We start from the raw sequence: 18202 nt of genomic DNA, 5'->3' as shown, positions 1-18202 counted from the left end.
TAGATCTACGTCTTAATCGAATCTGGAAAATAACTGCATTCTATACACTTATTCCGTACGCAGAAAGAACCTTCATACTTTAACTGCACTTTATACAACTAAAAACAACCAAACCTACCTAATGGGTAGAAAATCAAGGGAATAGATGTACGAAGTACACTTATATCCCCGAGCTGAGTGATTTGAAGGAATATAGTTGTACGAAATACAGTTAAACGTTGATAAACATCGCTGACTTCGGCTCTAAGGTATTATCCTCCCCCATTGATTTTTTATTAATTAAAACCAACGATGGAATGTGGTACATAAGGCTCCTCTAAAAACGCAATTTCTTCAGAGGTTAAAGTAATGGATAACGCACCTACGGCATCTTCGAGATGCGATGTTTTTGTAGCCCCGATGATAGGTGCCGTAACAGGTTCTTTTTGAAGCAACCAAGCAAGAGCGATATGAATCCGTTGAACACCGTGTTTTTCGGCGATTGTCGCAACTCGCTCCACGACTAATTGATCGGTATCGGCAGTTCCATCATATTTAGATTTTTGAATCTGATCAGTTTCTGAACGATGAGTTGATACCGCCCAGTCTCGCGTAAGTCTTCCTGATGCAAGGGGACTATAGGGAATAACACCAATATTCTCTTCCTTACAAAGCGGCAACATCTCTCGTTCTTCTTCACGATAGATAAGATTGAGATGATTTTGCATAGATACAAATCGGGTCCAACCGTTTTTCTCCGCTACATATAACGCTTTTTGAAACTGCCAAGCATACATTGCTGAGGCACCTATGTATCTTGCCTTACCAGCCTTCACTACATCATGAAGAGCTTCCATCGTTTCTTCGATAGGTGTGTGATAATCCCAGCGATGAATCTGATATAGATCTACATAATCTGTTCCCAATCTCTTGAGACTCTTATCAATCTCACTCATAATTGCTTTCCGGGATAATCCTGCTCCGTTCGGACCTTCATGCATACGGTTAAAGACCTTAGTTGCTAAAACAATCTCGTCTCGATTGGCATAATCCTTAAGCGCTCGTCCAACGATTTCTTCACTCGTTCCATCGGAGTATACATTCGCTGTATCAAAAAAATTAATACCCAGGTCAAGCGCTTTTTTTATGATAACACGGCTCTGCTTCTCATCAAGCACCCATTGATGGATCCAACGTTCGGCAACGCCAAAGCTCATACAACCTAAACACAGTTGGGATACGTCCAGCCCCGTTTTTCCAAGTTTTGTATACTTCATATATCTCGAATCCACACTTTCCAATTAAATTGTAATATCCTAATGCCCTGTCTTAAAGGGGTACATATTAATTCATAAAACAGCTCCAACGCATACCGATGAAAAGGAACTGGGGAATAGTTAACACTTCCAGCAGTACATTGCACCTAATCGATGATTTAAACGGCGTTTGAATAAACTGAATTTATATTCAATCCTAGTCCATGTCAAGCCTATTAATCAAGTAATAACAGCATTTGAATCAAATCTTGTTCATCCGCCTCTTTCCGTGTAAGTCTGTGTCCGAAGATTCTTCATTTCATAAAATAGCTTAATAAGTTTTCTGCGCTTCTACTTGGGAATATGAGGTGACATGATGTTATTTTCTGCACAAGGGGTACCACCCCAAGGATATTACCAAAGCATCTGGGACTTTACTTCCCACAACGAAAACAGTACAAAGGAAGCGGGGAATGTCGTTCCTTTTGACTTCGGACGGGCGGCTGAGTTCAGAGCGCCTAAAAGCATTGAAACGAGCATTGCTCCAGCACTAACACCTTATTGTTTGAAGCCCTTTGGCGGATACGTTGCCACCATTTCCAGAGGGAAGGTATGGGGAGAATCTGGTGCTGTTCTAACACCAGAAGGGAAATTGATCTTTGATCTTTCCCAAGAATATGACGCCAAGCAATATAGGATGCTTGAAGCAGATGAGCACCCAGTGTTTCACCGGTGGAATGATCCGCAGCTTCAACATTTTGCCGGGACCGCGGCGGTGTTAACCTTTTGCGGAGCCCATAACTATTTTCATTGGATGTATGATGTGCTTCCTAGATTAGCGATGCTTCAATCGAGCGGAATCACTTATTCCACTATTATCATGAATCCAAATCCGTATGGACCCTTTGTGGAACAAACGTGGACCATGCTTGGGATATCCGAGTCATTGGTGATCCGGACGAATTCAGAAGCATATGTTCAGGCTGACCAGTTACTCGTCCCTTCCTTAATGATGAATTCACATTATCCTCCTTGGACCACGGATACACTGCGGAGATTTTTGTTACCGCATAGAGAAACAACACTAGTCACTCCGGAACGTTTTTATATTTCACGAAAAAAAGCTAGCTCAAGACGGTTGGTTAATGAAGATGAAGTCATCTGCTGCCTTGAAAAATATAATATCGTACCGATTTGTCTAGAGGACTGGACGGTTGCCCAGCAAATCCAATTATTCGCCTCAGCAAAAGTAATCGTAGGTCCACATGGTGCTGGACTCGCTAATCTGGCTTTTTGCCAGCCTGGAACACAGGTCATTGAAATTTTCCATGCCCAGCATGTTATTCCAACCTATTGGATGATCAGCAACCATAATAATCTCGAATATTATATGGTGTACGGGCAAGGTGTACCCGATCCTGCGATTCGTTTTCCAGGACTGGAGGACATCTATGTGAACGTAGATCGTCTGAAACAAACGATGCATCTGGCAGGCTTGGAATGAGAAGATTGCTTACTACTTTCTCGAATTCAAAAAGCGCAAAGCATATTTTGCTTTGCGCTTTTTAAGAAACATAGATTTAATCACGCCGTGTTACATACTTCAACCATAGCCCATCATCCGTAAGTTTTTCTACACTTTTTAAGCTAAGATTTGCTGGGGGCTGTTGTTTCATAGATGCATCCATTTCAAATAAGGTCACAGAATTAGAGGCACCATCTGCGATGGGAACTATAACCAGGCTCAACTCATCAATTAAATCTTCATTCAGGAAAGACCCGTTTAAAACGCCCCCACCCTCCAGCATCAATTTATCGATTGAGAATAATTGTTTCAGCTTTCCCACGACTACAGAAAAATTCAATCGTTCTTTTCCACCAAATATATATGAGATTCCTAGATTTTTCAGATAAGCTAGATAAGCATCAGATACCTGTTCTGTAAGCACTTCAATGATATGATCCTCTGTTCTATTGTGACTTCCTTCTGAAATGTAGTTTTTGGTCCAGCCTAATTTTCCAGTGGGATCTACAGCTACTGCATATGTTGAGGCATCTTTTTGAACGATATAGTCTGTTCTTGGAATGCTTGAAAGGTTACTCTGCTCTAATTCTAGTTTATTGCCTAATGTAAAATTCTCCTCCATGGTAATCCTGCCACATATCCAAGCTTTACATCCATACCGATCATGAATATTTTCGTACTCATCAATAAAATAGGCAGTCCGTTCTTCATCCAAATAATCTCCGATGATTTTACCATCCAATGAGGTAAGCATATGGCAAATAATATAGGGTCTGTCCATAATGATCCCCTTTTAACCAACTTGAACAGTTGGACGAATAATCATTTCATTGATAGCTACATCTGACGGTTGCTCAATGGCAAATGTGATCGCACGTGCAATGCTGTCTGCATCAATAGCCACTTTGTAAAATTCATCCAAGCCAGCTTTTGACTCTGCATCTGAGGTAGTAGTTAACAATTCGCTGCTGACGGCACCTGGAGAAACATTGGTGACACGAATATTGGTTCCACTCATCGCTTCTTCTTGACGAAGCCCTTCAGAAATTGCTCTAACCGCATGTTTGGTGCCACAATATACTGTACCCCCTGGGTAAATGTTATGACCAGCAACCGATGACAGATTAATAATATGACCTGATTTTTGCTCTCTCATTGAGGGGAGAACAGCTGCAATCGCATATAAAACCCCTTTGATATTTACGTCAATCATTTGATCCCATTCATCCACCTTTTTCTTAAAAAGAAAGGCTTGTGGCATGATTCCCGCATTATTAACTAATACATCAATTTTGCCAAACTTTTTAAGTGCATAAGCAGCCAGTTCTTCCATCTGTGTTTGGGAAGTCACGTCTGTTACTTTGTAGATGGCCGTTCTACCACTTTGTTCAATTTCTCCTTGTAGCTTTTGTAGACGTTCCTCACGACGTGCGCCTAGGACAAGCTTAGCTCCTTTAGAGGCTAGTTCTTTAGCAGCGGCTTCCCCAATCCCACTAGAAGCACCTGTAATAATTACGACTTTATCTTGGATATTAGACATGCGAATAAACATCCTTTCGATATTGAATATTGATTCATTAATGGACTATAGTCTATTATTATAAACAGTTACAAAATACATTCAATTGTACGATGATTCTGTTTTGTTCAATACTGAACAGATCCTATGAATGTGTTCAGTATTTTCTGAAAGTTAGGTGAACCACGAATGTCTAAAGTGGATAGAAGAATACTCAAAACTCAAGATGCGCTTAAAAAGGCTGTTATTGAACTAATGTCTGAGAAAAATTTTGACGACATTACCATACAGGATCTCTCCGACACAGCAAATGTAAGCCGGGGAACGATCTACCTTCATTATCTGGATAAATATGATTTGTTAGATAAACTTATCGAAGAACATATAGAGGTCCTAAGAACACTTTGTGAATCGGCGTCTGAATTGGATTTTATCGAGGCAACGTTGACCTGGACGGAATACTTCGATAAAAATTATTCTTTCTTCTCTATGATGCTAGCGAGTAAAGGTGCTCCTTATTTCCGAAATCGTTTCTTAAGCTTTCTTCTCGATGAGTTTAGACATGAAGTAACTACCACCGAAGGCATAAACGAAGGGTTACATGAAGAGGTTATTATTAGTTTTGTTGCATCGGCTTATGCAGGGGTAGTGGAATGGTGGTTCAAGAATGAAAGACCTGTGACCTATCAAGTCTTGGCTGAACAACTCGGAACGTTATTAGAGAGGAATTTATAAAAAAAAGCGGCGATTCTCCTATAATAGGTGAATCGCCGCTCTTTTTTATCGGGCATTAATTACGGCAATAGATTACACATCTTTTTAAGGACTTCGGACCCAGATGACGTTATTTGGTAGTTTTCAGCTCTTGAAACAGGGCTTCGGACCTCAAGGACGTTATTCCTTAGAAAGTGACTTATATTTTGTGTTTTTCATGCCAATAGCTGCAGTGGGGTCCTTTAATCTTCTGAAAATCAGAAAATCTTGCCTTTAAGGTCAGAGGAGTCCGATAAAAGCATCTACTTACAAATGTTATCAGTTCAAGTAAAGATTCTTTTAAATCGCTCGTTTGAACTGGGTATTGTACAGCTCGTAATAAACGCCTTGCAGCGCAAGAAGCTCTTTATGACTGCCTTGCTCGGCAATTCCGCCACCCTGAATAACGAGTATACGATCAGCATCCTGGATGGTACTAAGCCTATGGGCGATCACAAAGCTTGTTCGTCCCTTCATTAGCTTTTCCATCGCCTGTTGAATATGCATTTCCGTACGCGTATCCACACTGCTGGTTGCCTCATCTAGGATCAAAATAGCTGGATCAGCTAGAATGGCGCGGGCAATCGTTAAAAGCTGACGCTGGCCGTGGCTCAAATTACTGCCTTCCGCATGGAGAATAGTCTCATATCCATGCGGCAGTCTATTGATAAAGGCGTCTGCATTGGCCAATCTTGCCGCTTCCTCTACCGCTTGGTCAGTCGCATCAAGACGGCCAAAGCGAATATTTTCCCGAATCGTTCCCGAGAATACATGCGCGTCTTGCAATACCATTCCCAATTGACTACGAAGTGCATTTTTATCCAGCTCTCCAATATCGCGGCCATCAATGAATATGGAGCCGCCGCTCAAATCATAGAATCTGATCAGCAAGTTGACAATGGTCGTTTTTCCAGCTCCCGTTGGGCCAACAAGCGCAATTTTCTCTCCGGGTTTTGCTTCAAACGTAACCCCGCTCAGAATCGGTGAATCCGGCTTGTAAGCAAATGAAACGTCTTTGAAAATAACATTCCCTTTTAACCTTGGCAGATCGTCACTTTGTTCATCACCGTCACCGTATTCGGATGGCATATCCATAACTTCAAACACACGCTCCGCACCAGCAATTGCCGACTGAATTAGATTGTACTGGTTAGCAAGATCGGAGATCGGTCGTCCGAACTGTTTGGAATACGTAAGGAAGCTAACGATTACGCCAACCGTAGCCATGTTATGAAAAGCCATCCAGCCACCCACCCCGGCAATGATCGCAAATCCAAGGTTATTAATCATGTTCATGACCGGTCCCACTAATCCGGAAACAATTTGTGCTTTAATGCCGACTTTATTCAACTCTCCACTGATTTTGCGGAACCGTTTCACTTCTGTCTCTTCCCTGCTGTATTGTTTGACTACTTTTTGTCCGCTGATGGTTTCTTCGATAAATCCACCCAACTCACCTAGATGGCGTTGCTGATTTTTAAAATAAGTTCGACTTAAACCTATGATTTTACGGCTGGACAATAACACAAGAGGGATCGTTATCAGTGAAACTACGGTCAACGGAACGTTCATCATTAACATGATCACTAGTGAACCGCTTAGGGTGATCAAACTGTTTAATAACTGGGTCACACTCTGATTAAGTGTACTGGATACGCTCTCTATGTCGTTGGTTGCCCGGCTCATTAGTTCTCCGTTAGCTTGCGTGTCAAAAAACTTAATCGGTAGCTGTTGATATTTGCTGAACAGATCACGACGCAGCTCAAACACGGTATTCTGTGAGACGGATGTCATAACATAGGCTTGCACCCAAGCAACCACACTGCTTAGCCCATAAATACCTATTAGGAGTAGACAAAAACGAATAAGACCCTGATAATCGTGAGGAATTACCGCAGTATCAATCGCTTTACCGATTAGATAAGGCCCAATCAACGAAAGAATTGCATTTAACACAGTAAATACATACACAATGATTAACCCGAACCGCTGGCGGTTCAAATACATCCAGATGCGTTTGAGTGTTCCCGCTTGATTCTTAGCACGTACGATTGGCACAGCTCCGCCCCGTCCGGGGCCAGATCCCGGTCCAGATCCAGATCCAGGTCCGAATCCGCCTGATCGATTAAAAGGAGTGGTGTTCATGCCATTATTAAGCTTTGACATAAGGCACCTCCTCTCCCTTCATCTGTGATCTCCAGATATCTCTGTATATTTCACTGCTGTTCATAAGCCCATCATGTGTACCTTGTACAGCAATTCGGCCGTTTTCTAATACCAGAATACGATCAGCATCAATTACAGAGGTGACACGCTGAGCTATCAAAATATTCGTGCTGCTGCGCAGCCGTATTTTTAACATCTGCCGGATTCGTGACTCTGTCGCTGCATCGAGCGCGCTAGTGCTGTCATCCATAATGAGGATTGTTGGCTGAATTAAAAGTGCCCGTGCAATCGAAAGCCGCTGCTTTTGCCCACCGGACAGGTTAATGCCACGCTGGCCGAGCTCTGTATCGTAACCCTGTGGAAGTTCTAAAATGAAACTGTGAGCTTCAGCGGCTATTGCTGCTTCTTTCACTTCCTCATCTGTGGCATCCGGTCTGCCGTATCGGATATTATCGCGGATAGTACCGCTGAACAGAATAGCCTGCTGCATAACATATCCGATTCTGCTACGCAAATCTTCAAGGACAATCATACGAGTGTCGGAGCCATCAATTGTAATGGATCCAGAGGACACTTCGTAAAACCGGGGAATGAGGCTGACCAATGATGATTTACCAGTACCGGTGGCACCAAGAATGGCCACTGTTTCTCCTGGCTCCGCAGTGAAATTAATATCGTCTAACACTAGATTTTCATCCGAAGGATCATAAGCAAAAGATACATTGTCAAATACGATCCGACCGTTGTGTATGGCATCTTTTTTAGCGTTGACAACTTCTTTAATCTCACTAATGGTGGAAAATACTTCATTCTCCCGATCGGCAGAAACCTTGGCTCGTGAGAAGAAGGTCAACATATTGCTTAACATCAGCATTGACATCAACAATTGGGTTATATAGTTAATAAAAGCGATCAGCTGACCAACTGGCAGCCCACCGTTCCAGCTTTGCACTCCCCCAAACCATAGTACAGCAACAATACTGGCATTTAGTACAAGCATCATTAGCGGCATATTTAATGACATTAACCGTACCGCTTTTATCGCAATTTCTGTATAATCCTTGTTAGCTGTATTAAAGCGTTTCTGTTCATGGTTAGCGCGGACGAATGCTTTGACTACACGAATGCCTGATAAATTTTCCTGCAACACTGTGTTCACACCGTCTAATTTGACCTGCATTTTCTGAAATAAAGGAAAAGAAAGTCGGATTAACCCATACAAAATTAAACTCAAGAGTGGCACGGCAACGGCTAGGATGAGGGTCAGCATAGGACTAATCCGAATCGCCATCACCAAGCTTCCGACTAATAGCAAGGGAGATCGAATACTCCGCAAAATCATTTGCACAAAGGTTTGCAGCTGTACCACATCATTTGTTAATCGTGTAATCAGTGAGCCCGTCTTCAATTGATCCAGGTTCTTATTAGAAAATTTCTGAATATGTTCAAACAAGCTAATCCGCAAATCATTTCCGAAGTTTTGAGAAGCAATACTCGAAAAAATAGTGCAGCCCACCCCACCAATTAGACCGATAAACGCTACACCAAGCATGATCAGTCCGGTCGAGAAAATATGAGACAAATCTTTTGTCATGACACCCTTATCCACAATGCTTGCCATGAGCGTGGGCTGCAGTAAATCCATAGTCACTTCGACCAGCATCAGCAATGGTGCCAACACACACCACACCCAATATGGCCTCAAATAATGCTTAAGCTTCCACATTCCGCCACCTTCAATTGTTTAAGATAAATACGTGATTTTAGAACTAATCGGTGTTCTGGGTTTCGCATTCGGCACTTCCTCCGGATACCCCATTCCAAATATCCCAATAACATCGTAATTTTCTTGAACACTAAGAATCTCACGATTATGAGGCAAAGCCCCCAGCGAAGCCCAATACGTACCTACACCTGCTTCATGTGCAGCTAATAAGAAATTTTGTACGAAACAAGCAGCAGCCATAACATTCTCATCGCGTTCAAACGCAGTTGCGGCAGGCTTAGACAGAACTGCAAAAACAACAGGTGCGTTGCCAAAATCCGTCTTATGCTTTAATTTCGCTCTAGTATTGGGTCCGATGAAAAGAAGCTCCCAAGGTTCGGTCATACGATGAATAGGAGCGTAACTTGCAGCCTCCAGCCATGAATGTAACTCCTCTTCACGAATTGGAGTCTGTTTGAATTGTTTTGTACTTCTACGGGTTTTAATAAGCTCAGTTATTTTCATCTTTTTCTTTACTCTCCTCTTTATTAACTTTTGATGTTGTATCTTCTGGAGCGATCTCATGAATCTGAAAGATTTGTTTAAACTCTTCAATGATCGCTTCCGTTGCTTTTAATTCACCGCTAACCACTTGTTTAATCGATTCAAGCTCAGGCTGATTTAACTGCCGCTGTAATGTAGCCCGGTTAACCATAAGCTTATCTAAAAAAGCGATGGCTCTGCCACGGCGAAAAGTTTGAGCACTTTTAGGATGTGGATCCATTGATTCCGTCATCCCATGTTTCATAAAGCCACGATCTCTGTGTTCGCCACGTCCCTCACGATCTCTGTGCTCTCCATGTTCCCTATGACCGCCACGTTTGCCGACATGTCCTTCACGCATTTTATTTCCTCCTTTTGCGGTGTATACATTTGTATACGCGCTCTTCATGTATACAAATGTATACGATAGAAACCATTTCTGTCAAGATCATTTTTCCATTTTGTAACATCATTATTGCTTACTTTATATCTAAAAAAACAATAAAAAACCCGCATAAAGTGCGGGCTTAAAGAGAAAAATTATCAAATTCAACGGAGTGATTTATAGGGAAAAGCTATTTTTCTTATACTCCTGAACGGATACTCCCATTACTTTTTTAAAACAGTTACTGAAGTAAAATGGATCTTTAATGCCGACCTTTTCAGCAATTTGATAAGCTTTCCAATCCGTTTCATTCAGAAGCTTCACCGCTTTTTCCATTCTGCACTTGAGAAGATAATCCGTAAAGCTAATCCCTGTGTCCTGCTTAAAGATCCGGCTAAAGTAACTGGAATTCATGTGGAATTTATTCGATACATAGGATAAAGACATCTCCGGAATGTGCATCTCCTGTTGAATAAAATCTTTAACTTCATGGATAATATTATTAGTTTTTTTGCTTCGTGCCTGGATTACTTGAGAGGTTACCTTCTCTGTGAGTTCAAGTAATGTCTGTTGCATGTCTGGCAGGCTATCGAGCTCAAAAATCCTTTTATATGGCGAAATATCGAAAGAAAGATTATTATCTAGTATAACTCCCATTTCAGCGAGTGAATTGATTAATGTGGAGACAAATTGGGCGGAAACCAGCCTAGCTCGTTCCACAGAAAAAGCCTCGGACTTCTCCAAATCCTGAAACATTTTCTCAATGGATTGCACAGCCTTGTCTAAGACACCAGCTTTTACAAAAAACAAAATTTCCTCAATTTCAATCGTCTTAACTTCCCAGGATCGGCCCCCGAAATGAATTTCATCATTAAAAAAATAGATAGCGTTACTGCCCTTTAACTTACCATATCTAACTGCCTCCAGCGCCTCTTTATAGGATTCTTTGATCCTATTGAAATCTGTACAGGTACTACCTACGCCAATGCAAGCTTTACATCCAAGCTTTTCATGGAGCGATTGGGCCAGCCACTCTCCAATCTTCGTAAGATTCTGATTATCTTTTCTATTAAGAAGGACAATCCGTTGACTGTTATCAAAAAAAACTTCGATTCCCTCATACTCTTCAAGCGCGTAATCAATAAACCTCTTACAACGCAAAGACTGCAGGATTCGTTGTTCCTCCCCTTCTTCTAAAGGAATTTGAAGTTCAATAAGCATGATTGAAAACAAGCTGTTCGCTGATTCAGGAAAAAAGTAATGGAATCGGCTATCCAGCTGATCGGGGTCCCAGAGGCCTGATAGCAAATCATTTAGAAATTTTTCTTTTAGTTGAACGGCGTGTTCTTTTAACTGTCGGTTCAGCTCCTGATATTCGTTCCACCGCTCTGTCTCTTCCCGGATTTTCCCATGAAGATCTACCGCAACTCTTCGTATCTCCTCGGCTTGGAGCGGCTTCAAGATAAAATTTTGTACTCCAATGTCCAGGCTTCTTTTTGCATATTCGAATTCGGGATGTGCAGTGATGATCACAATTTTGACTAGCGGATACCTTTCTTTTATCAACCGGCTTAATTCCAGTCCATCCATAAAAGGCATACTGATATCTGTAAATACTACATCCGGTTTCATGGTTTCGATCAGATCTAACGCTTCGCTTCCATTCGAGGCCTCACCTACGAATCTGTAACCAACCGCTTGCCAATCTATAATGATGGGAACAATTTTTCTCGCATTAATTTCATCATCCACAATAATGGCTCTGAGAAGTTCAAGCTCCATGACTATTCCCCTCCTCAAGCGGTAGTTCCAATTCAATCCGAGTTCCTTCTCCCGGTGCACTGACCAAACTACAATTCATGTCCGCCCCATAGTACAGCTTCAAACGCATCAAAGTACCGCGCAACCCAAAACTGGACTCATTTTGCCCATAGGGCTCAGCTTGCATTTCCCGACGTTTGTCTTCATTCATCCCCACACCATCATCTTCCACGACTAGCTTCAGTCGATTCCCCTGAATTCGGGCAAGGATGCGAATCTTACCACACTCCCCTAAAGGGCGAATACCATGATAAAGCGCATTTTCTACAAGCGGCTGAAGCGTCAATTTGGGTATCCGAACATACTCAGCTTCTTCCGGCACCTCAATTTCACTGATGAAAATTTCTGGATAGCGAATATTTTGTATACTCAAATAACTTTTAGTGATCTCTACTTCTTCTCTTAACGTTACTACATCACTGCCCTTACTAAGACTCTGACGATAGAAGGCTGCAAGCTCAGAAATAATCTGATACGCCTCATTATTATTTCCTGACAAAGTTAAATAGCCAGCTGATTCTAACGTGTTATATAAAAAATGCGGTTTAATTTGCTGCTGCAAAATATCCAATTCGAGTTTCCGAATCAATTTCTGTTCTTCTTTCTCCCGCTTCAGCGCTTGCTCAATGGTCATAATCATATTGTTATACCTATCTTTCAACTGGTTCAGCTCATCCGTTCTCGCCTCGTACCGAACCAAACTGAAATCTCCAATCTCCACTTTTTTCATGGATCGCAGCATATGTAAAATAGGTGTAGTAATGAATCTAGAAATCCAGACGGAGCCTAAAAATATAGAAATGAAATTAAACAACATAATCATTAACAGCATCAGATTAAATTGACGATAAGGGCTTTCCCATTCCCCAAGAGGCTGAGCACTAGTAAACCTCCAACCACGATCCATTGAAACCAGAGAAGAGATCAGATAATTATGATCTTTGATCTTTACGATTTTGCTACTGCCGAGCGGCACATCAAGCATAGAAGAGTTTGTATAAGTCGATAATTCAGGCCGTGTAAAATCAAGGAGTGTCTCATATCCAGTTTCGATCATTAAATCAGGTTTATTATCGTTGATCGAACGTTCATAGCTTTTTTTTAGCTCCTGAACTGTAATGTTCACGACTAATACTCCTATTTTCTTAGAAGTGTTCATGTCGTTTACGATGCGAATCAGAGAAATATATTGTGGATCCTGCTGGGGTTCCTTCGTCTCAAAATTGAAGATACCTCCGGCATTTTTCCTCCAAATTGCTTTTCCGTCTAAGGCGACCGCCTCGGAGTACCATTCCGCTGACTCGATCCCATCCGTTCTGATCGGTTTTGCAGACTGCAAATCAATCGCAAACTTACGTCCTGCATTATCGAATAGATAGACAGAAGAGATAGAGGGCTCTGCGAGCATAAAATCTGACAGAGCAACCTCTAGCTTGTAAGTTAAAATTCCGATGTCGTTACCCGCCAGATCACTGCCCAAAATTTCCTGAACCGTATTGTTCGACACGATCATCTTGGAATAATTATTCGTGCTGTCAAGAAGTGATTCGATTCCGGAATTCATGGCGTTCAAGGTTTGAAGCGATACCTCACCTACCTTTTCCTCGGTGAATTTCTCATTGATTCGTTGGTACATAATACCGCTTGCAATCATGGAAACCACTAATAAGGCCAAGTAGTAAAAAACGATTTGTGATCGGATACGTGCAAACCTCACCGGTAACCTCCTGACCGACAATTAAGCGAATACGGACTTTTATTTATAGCTTCTTCAATACGACACTAGTATAGCATTTTTCGAAAGATTCCTATCCCATTGCTTTAACCCTTAACTGCCCCGGCAATAATGCTTTTTTGGACTTGATTACTTAGGAACAAGTAGATAATGATCATGGGTAGTGTAGCCACAACCATTCCTGCGAACATAGGTCCAAATTCTGTGGCATAGGCACTTTTAAACGAATTGATGGCGACGGTAATTGTTGCTAAGTCAGGATCATTAATGAATGTATTGGCAAACATCAGTTCGTTCCAAGCGGATAAAAAAGTAAAGATGGAAGTGGTTACGATAGCCGGCTTTACAAGCGGAAGCATAATACGGAAAAAAACCTGATAAATATTGCAGCCGTCTACAACGCTGGCTTCTTCCAACTCCCCTGGCAGCGCTCTAAAGAAACCAATCATGATAAAGATTGTAGTAGGAAGTGCACTAACGGTATAAGGAATGATTAAGGCCCAAGGCGTATTCAGCAAGCTTGTCATTTTTAACATCTGAAAGACAGGTAGCAGCGTAGCATGAACGGGGATCATCAATCCCAGCATGAAGAAAGTAAGCACCACATTATTAAGCTTCCACTTCATTCTTGCGACAGCAAAAGAAACCATTGCCGATAACAGAGCAGAAATAATGACAGTTACCGTTGTATACATAAGGCTGTTCAAAAAGTTACGTGCGATATTCGCCTTAAAAAGTGCGTAGTCGTAGTTCGCCCACCGCCACTCATTAGGCAAGCCCATCACATTTGAGCCTGTAATTTCTATGTTTGTTTTAAAAGAGGAAAATACAAGCCACACGAGCGGATACAGTTGAATAACTGCGAAGATTAGAAACGCAATCTGCAAAACAACCTTTGGCCAGCGGCGGTTATGTGTTGTTGTCATTAGCTCTCCTCCTTATCATCGTAGGTTCTGATCAGTTTTTGTAGAACTAAGTAGAAAAAGAGACATTCCACAACCATAAACACGGCCATCGCGCTGCCGTACCCATACATATTGCGATTAAAAATCGACGAATACATCAATGTACTTGGAACACTAGTTTCCGGTGTAGGGTAGCCATTGGTCATAATGAAGACTAAATCGAAAAACTTCAATGATCCCAAAACAGCAAATATGACGCATACCTTCAGGATCGGTGAAATAAGTGGAATAGTGATAGAGAAGGCGGTTCTTATACTTGATGCTCCGTCAATTTTTGCAGCCTCGTACAAATCTTCAGGAATCCCTTTGATGGCAGCGTACATTAGAAGCATATGGTAGCCGATATATTGCCAAACGATTGGAATCATAACACTTATTAGTGCAGTTCCGCTTTCCGTTAACCAATCATGTGTCCAGGAGGACAAGCCTAGTTGATTGAGTATCGTATTCAGCAAGCCATATTCAGGCTGATAGATTTTCAGAAACATAACCCCGATGACAGAGGAGGATACCAAGACTGGAATGAAATACAAAGTACGATACAGCTTTTCACCCCACACCCCTCTGGCAAGAACCAGTGCGAGCACCAGAGCTATCGGAAGTTGCATGAAAACAGAAAGAACTGCCAGATACAACGTATTAAGTATCGAATGATTAAAATCCATGCCGTACGTATCTGCAAAAAATAAATCCTTATAAGAAGCTAAACCAATAAATTTAGCCGGTTGTATCCCATCCCAGTCCAACAGACTGTAATACATAGACTGAAGGATCGGGAAAAAACCAACAAGAATGTATAAAATCAAAGCAGGAACAACAAATACGGCGATAGCCTTTTTGTTTCCGAATACTTGATGCATGCTTCACTCCACCTTAAATCGATCAGGCGGCGAACAATTCTCGCCGCCTGACGCAGATTATTGTCCTTGATTAACCTTGCTCTGTAGTTCTTTCGTGTAGTCTTCAGGTGTTGTTTTTCCGGCGACGAATTTCATCAGCGAACCGAACATAGATTCAGTGTCATTACCATTCAGCATTTGATCCCACCAGTAGGAGAAACCAGTTGCTGATGAGGACAATTCACCAATTTGCAGAGCCAGTGGATTCATTTGAGAAGTGTCACCTACATCAACTTTCCATGCTGAGGAGCCTGAACCAGCCAGAAATACTTCTTTAGACATGGTCTCAATAAAGAACTTGTATACTTCCCATATTCTTTCCTTGTTTTTCAGATCGGCATTGAGCACGAATGTTTCACCCGAACCTCCGAACCACTCGTCAGCATTTCCTTTCCCCCCTGGAATGGTTGGAAATTTAATCGGTACCACTTTACCTTTGACCAGAGAGTTATCATCTTCAATCTGTCCGTTAACCCAAGCGCCCATGAACATCATAGCTGCTTTGCCTGATAGGAACATATTTGTCGCGTCATCATAAGAAGTTCCAACAAAATGTTTGCCGAAGGAGTCCGCATCAATCAATTGTTTGTATTTCGCAGCAGCTTCTGTGAATTCAGCTGTGTCGAATGATCCTGTTTTCGTTAAAGCGGCATTTACAGCATCCACGCCTGCCATCCGGATGGCTAGAATCGCGTTCCATTGCATTGCCGGCCATCTGTCTTTAGCCCCAAGTGCAATCGGCTGAATGCCTTTTGCTTTTAGTGCTTCAATCGCAGCAACAAGCTCATCCCATGTTTCCGGAATTTTCGCTCCTGCTTGCTCAAATAGTTCTTTATTGACGTACATTTGAGCAGTAGCTATATTGATCGGCAGACCGTAAAGCTTGCTGTCGAAGATGAAATTGTCTGTCGTACCTGGTACAATTTGGTCCAGCGTTCCATCTTTTGCGAGATCATCAATGGACAAAATCCGGTTCCCCGCTATAAATGGCTCAGAGAATCCGCCACCCCAGGTGTAAAAAATGTCGGGCAGCTCATTGGCGGCTGAAGCCGCTTTCACTTTTGTTTTATAAGATTCGCCCCCAACACCCACATGCTCGATTTCAACATTAGGAAATTTAGCCTGGGTTGCTTCAAGTGCTTTATAAAAACCAACAAACCCGCCGTCTTTAGAATTTGGATCCGCGAATTGGGACCACATAGTAATCTTGAGCTTCTCTTCCGCCGCAGGGTTTTTTCCCGTTTTGCCTGCGTTTGCATTAGCCTCAGAATTCACGTTATTCCCGTTGTTCCCACCACAAGCAGTGATAAGTATGGACATAGCCATCAACACTGTTAGAGTTAGGCTAATCCTTTTTTTGTTGACTTTTTTCATTCTTTTTCGCCCCCCATTTTTATATTGCTTACAGGACTAATTATATAAATCAATTTATCGAGTGAACATGAAAGCGTTTTACTTAATGATGTATTCTCTTTACATTAGACATTTTTCTTTATTAGCTACACATAAAGAAGACCTCTGATTTCTTCAGAAGTCTTTTTTTCATTCATATCAAAACTTAGGGAATGAACACCTCTATATAGCTGAGTGGCTTAGGTTCTATCTTCTCTCTTCTCTATTATCAGAAGTTATCTCATGAATCTGAAACATATGTATGAACTCATCGATGATCGCTTCCGTAGCTTTTAGTTCACCACTAATGACTTGTTTTGCCGATTCAATCTCTGACTCGTTTAGCTGCTGCTGCAACGCCGAACGATTAATCATTAGCTTGTCCAAAAATGCGATAGCCCTAGCACGACGAAAGGTCTGAGCGCTTTTGTGAGGATGCTCCGAACCCTCCTTGACTCCATTTATATTCATTTCTTCATGCTCTCCGTATTCTCGATGCTCGTTATAACCGTGCTTATCTATGTGCCCTTCGCGCATAATTATTCCCTCCTCTAATTCCACTTACAAAACCATAGCCCATTAATAAGACCGGGTAAGATGGAAGCCGTCTGACTCCTTATCCAAGTAATGTGTATACCATCTTCACCTTTATATTCACAAACGGCTTTAGATCTCCCTGAGATGAGTTATTAATTATAGCATTGGATAGATCCATAGTTACAGGATAGGGTGCAAGAAGAAACGGTTTGAATTGTGCTTTCCAACTACGCTTTATCCGATCGTCTCTTAATTCTATTTCTCCCCCTGGAATTGCAACCATAGGATAGTCCAAATAGCCCTCAATTTCGGTCGACACTCTAGCTGCCTCCTAACTATAATTTTAATCATGTATTGACGGGTATACAGAATAGAACTATAATCTATACAATTCCAAGAAACATACTATGAATTACAAAAAAATAAGAAACATTAAATCATCCTTAGTTTGTCCACAAGAAGGAGTGTAAACACATGCCAAATGTTCAAACTTTCAAAGCAACTGCTCATTTGCAAGACGGCGTAAAGGTCGTTACTAATGCAAGACAATTCGAGCTGGTCATCGATGAACCGACAAGTCTAGGGGGCACGGATACAGGAATGAATCCTGTTGAAGCTTTGCTCGCTTCTTTGGGTGCCTGCCAATCCATTGTAGCTCGGGTCTACGCCTCTAAATTTGAGGTGGATCTTGAAGATTTCAGAGTAGATGTGGAAGGTGACTTGGATCTCGACGGATTCTTCAACCGCTCTGAAGTACGTCCTGGCTATTCCGATATTCGGTATACATTCTACATAAAGACTCCATCCCCTGCTGAGAAGGTCGAACAGTTCGTACAATTTCTGGAGAGCAAATGCCCTGTAGGTGACACCATTGCTGCTCCGGTTAATCTCAAGCTAAATCGTATTGTGATTGAAAATTAACCTTTTAATAATGCTAAAAGAGCTGCAAAGTTGCGTAAAAGCGACTAAGCAGCTCTTTTTCATGTCCTGTTCTCCGACTTCATATAATGTTAAAAATGATG

General features: G+C 41.8%; 16 protein-coding genes and 1 pseudogene. 3 read left to right on the top strand and 14 right to left on the bottom strand.

Annotated features, from left to right (window positions below):
• Positions 1–275 precede the first annotated feature (275 nt).
• A complete protein-coding gene (locus MHI51_RS15030) occupies positions 276–1256 on the bottom strand; it encodes an aldo/keto reductase (protein ID WP_076125870.1) in 981 nt (326 codons plus the stop codon).
• Positions 1257–1608: 352 nt separating this feature from the next.
• Here MHI51_RS15030 and MHI51_RS15025 point away from each other — a divergent pair, with 352 nt between their 5' ends.
• Positions 1609–2739: a glycosyltransferase family 61 protein gene (locus tag MHI51_RS15025; protein ID WP_342410834.1), complete on the top strand. Its 1131-nt coding sequence runs from the start codon at positions 1609–1611 to the stop codon at positions 2737–2739.
• Positions 2740–2815: 76 nt separating this feature from the next.
• On the opposite strand, the gene MHI51_RS15020 is transcribed toward MHI51_RS15025, so the two are convergent.
• Positions 2816–3541 (bottom strand): dihydrofolate reductase family protein, encoded by a 726-nt coding sequence (locus MHI51_RS15020; RefSeq protein ID WP_405174012.1) that lies wholly within the window; start codon positions 3539–3541, stop codon positions 2816–2818.
• Positions 3542–3553: 12 nt separating this feature from the next.
• Entirely contained in the window at positions 3554–4300 is a 747-nt protein-coding gene (locus MHI51_RS15015) for an SDR family oxidoreductase (RefSeq protein WP_076276504.1), read from the bottom strand.
• A gap of 168 nt (positions 4301–4468) precedes the next feature.
• Here MHI51_RS15015 and MHI51_RS15010 point away from each other — a divergent pair, with 168 nt between their 5' ends.
• Positions 4469–5014 carry a TetR/AcrR family transcriptional regulator gene (locus tag MHI51_RS15010; RefSeq protein WP_076276503.1) on the top strand — a complete coding sequence of 182 codons (546 nt, stop codon included), beginning with the start codon at positions 4469–4471 and terminating at the stop codon, positions 5012–5014.
• Between the two features lie 318 nt (positions 5015–5332).
• Here the strand turns inward: MHI51_RS15010 and MHI51_RS15005 are convergent, their stop codons facing one another.
• From MHI51_RS15005 to MHI51_RS14955, 11 genes and pseudogenes are all read right to left on the bottom strand, one after another.
• Positions 5333–7198, bottom strand: coding sequence for an ABC transporter ATP-binding protein (locus MHI51_RS15005; protein ID WP_081387453.1), 1866 nt, complete (start codon positions 7196–7198; stop codon positions 5333–5335).
• Complete coding sequence (locus MHI51_RS15000; protein WP_405174011.1) at positions 7185–8924, bottom strand: ABC transporter ATP-binding protein; 1740 nt, start codon at positions 8922–8924, stop codon at positions 7185–7187. The genes MHI51_RS15005 and MHI51_RS15000 overlap by 14 nt, the downstream gene beginning before the upstream one ends.
• An 18-nt stretch (positions 8925–8942) precedes the next feature.
• The gene (locus MHI51_RS14995; protein ID WP_405174010.1) at positions 8943–9428 is read right to left on the bottom strand and encodes a nitroreductase family protein; all 486 of its coding nucleotides are present in this window, start codon (positions 9426–9428) and stop codon (positions 8943–8945) included.
• On the bottom strand, positions 9415–9807 hold the full coding sequence (locus MHI51_RS14990; protein ID WP_076125684.1) for a hypothetical protein: 393 nt from the start codon (positions 9805–9807) through the stop codon (positions 9415–9417). Before MHI51_RS14990 ends, MHI51_RS14995 begins: the two co-directional genes overlap by 14 nt.
• Positions 9808–10008: 201 nt before the next feature.
• Entirely contained in the window at positions 10009–11613 is a 1605-nt protein-coding gene (locus MHI51_RS14985) for a response regulator (protein ID WP_341002534.1), read from the bottom strand.
• The gene (locus tag MHI51_RS14980; RefSeq protein ID WP_076217565.1) at positions 11603–13369 is read right to left on the bottom strand and encodes a sensor histidine kinase; all 1767 of its coding nucleotides are present in this window, start codon (positions 13367–13369) and stop codon (positions 11603–11605) included. Before MHI51_RS14980 ends, MHI51_RS14985 begins: the two co-directional genes overlap by 11 nt.
• Positions 13370–13473: 104 nt before the next feature.
• Positions 13474–14313 (bottom strand): carbohydrate ABC transporter permease, encoded by an 840-nt coding sequence (locus MHI51_RS14975; protein WP_076125690.1) that lies wholly within the window; start codon positions 14311–14313, stop codon positions 13474–13476.
• A complete protein-coding gene (locus MHI51_RS14970) occupies positions 14313–15212 on the bottom strand; it encodes a carbohydrate ABC transporter permease (protein WP_076125692.1) in 900 nt (299 codons plus the stop codon). The genes MHI51_RS14975 and MHI51_RS14970 overlap by 1 nt, the downstream gene beginning before the upstream one ends.
• A 57-nt stretch (positions 15213–15269) precedes the next feature.
• The gene (locus MHI51_RS14965) at positions 15270–16625 is read right to left on the bottom strand and encodes an extracellular solute-binding protein (protein ID WP_342410831.1); all 1356 of its coding nucleotides are present in this window, start codon (positions 16623–16625) and stop codon (positions 15270–15272) included.
• Positions 16626–16850: 225 nt separating this feature from the next.
• Positions 16851–17180, bottom strand: coding sequence for a hypothetical protein (locus MHI51_RS14960; protein ID WP_256717452.1), 330 nt, complete (start codon positions 17178–17180; stop codon positions 16851–16853).
• Between the two features lie 115 nt (positions 17181–17295).
• A pseudogene (locus tag MHI51_RS14955) lies at positions 17296–17463 on the bottom strand (formylglycine-generating enzyme family protein); the annotation flags it as partial.
• A 191-nt stretch (positions 17464–17654) separates the two neighbouring features.
• Between MHI51_RS14955 and MHI51_RS14950 the strand changes: the two are divergent.
• Positions 17655–18101 carry an OsmC family protein gene (locus MHI51_RS14950; RefSeq protein ID WP_076217562.1) on the top strand — a complete coding sequence of 149 codons (447 nt, stop codon included), beginning with the start codon at positions 17655–17657 and terminating at the stop codon, positions 18099–18101.
• Positions 18102–18202: the final 101 nt, after the last annotated feature.

The sequence above is a fragment of the Paenibacillus sp. FSL H8-0260 genome (genome assembly GCF_045040625.1).
In the GTDB taxonomy this organism is placed as follows: Bacteria; Bacillota; Bacilli; order Paenibacillales; family Paenibacillaceae; genus Paenibacillus_AQ; species Paenibacillus_AQ odorifer.
Note: the sequence above shows the minus strand (reverse complement) of the source record. Positions and strands in the feature narration are given on the sequence as shown.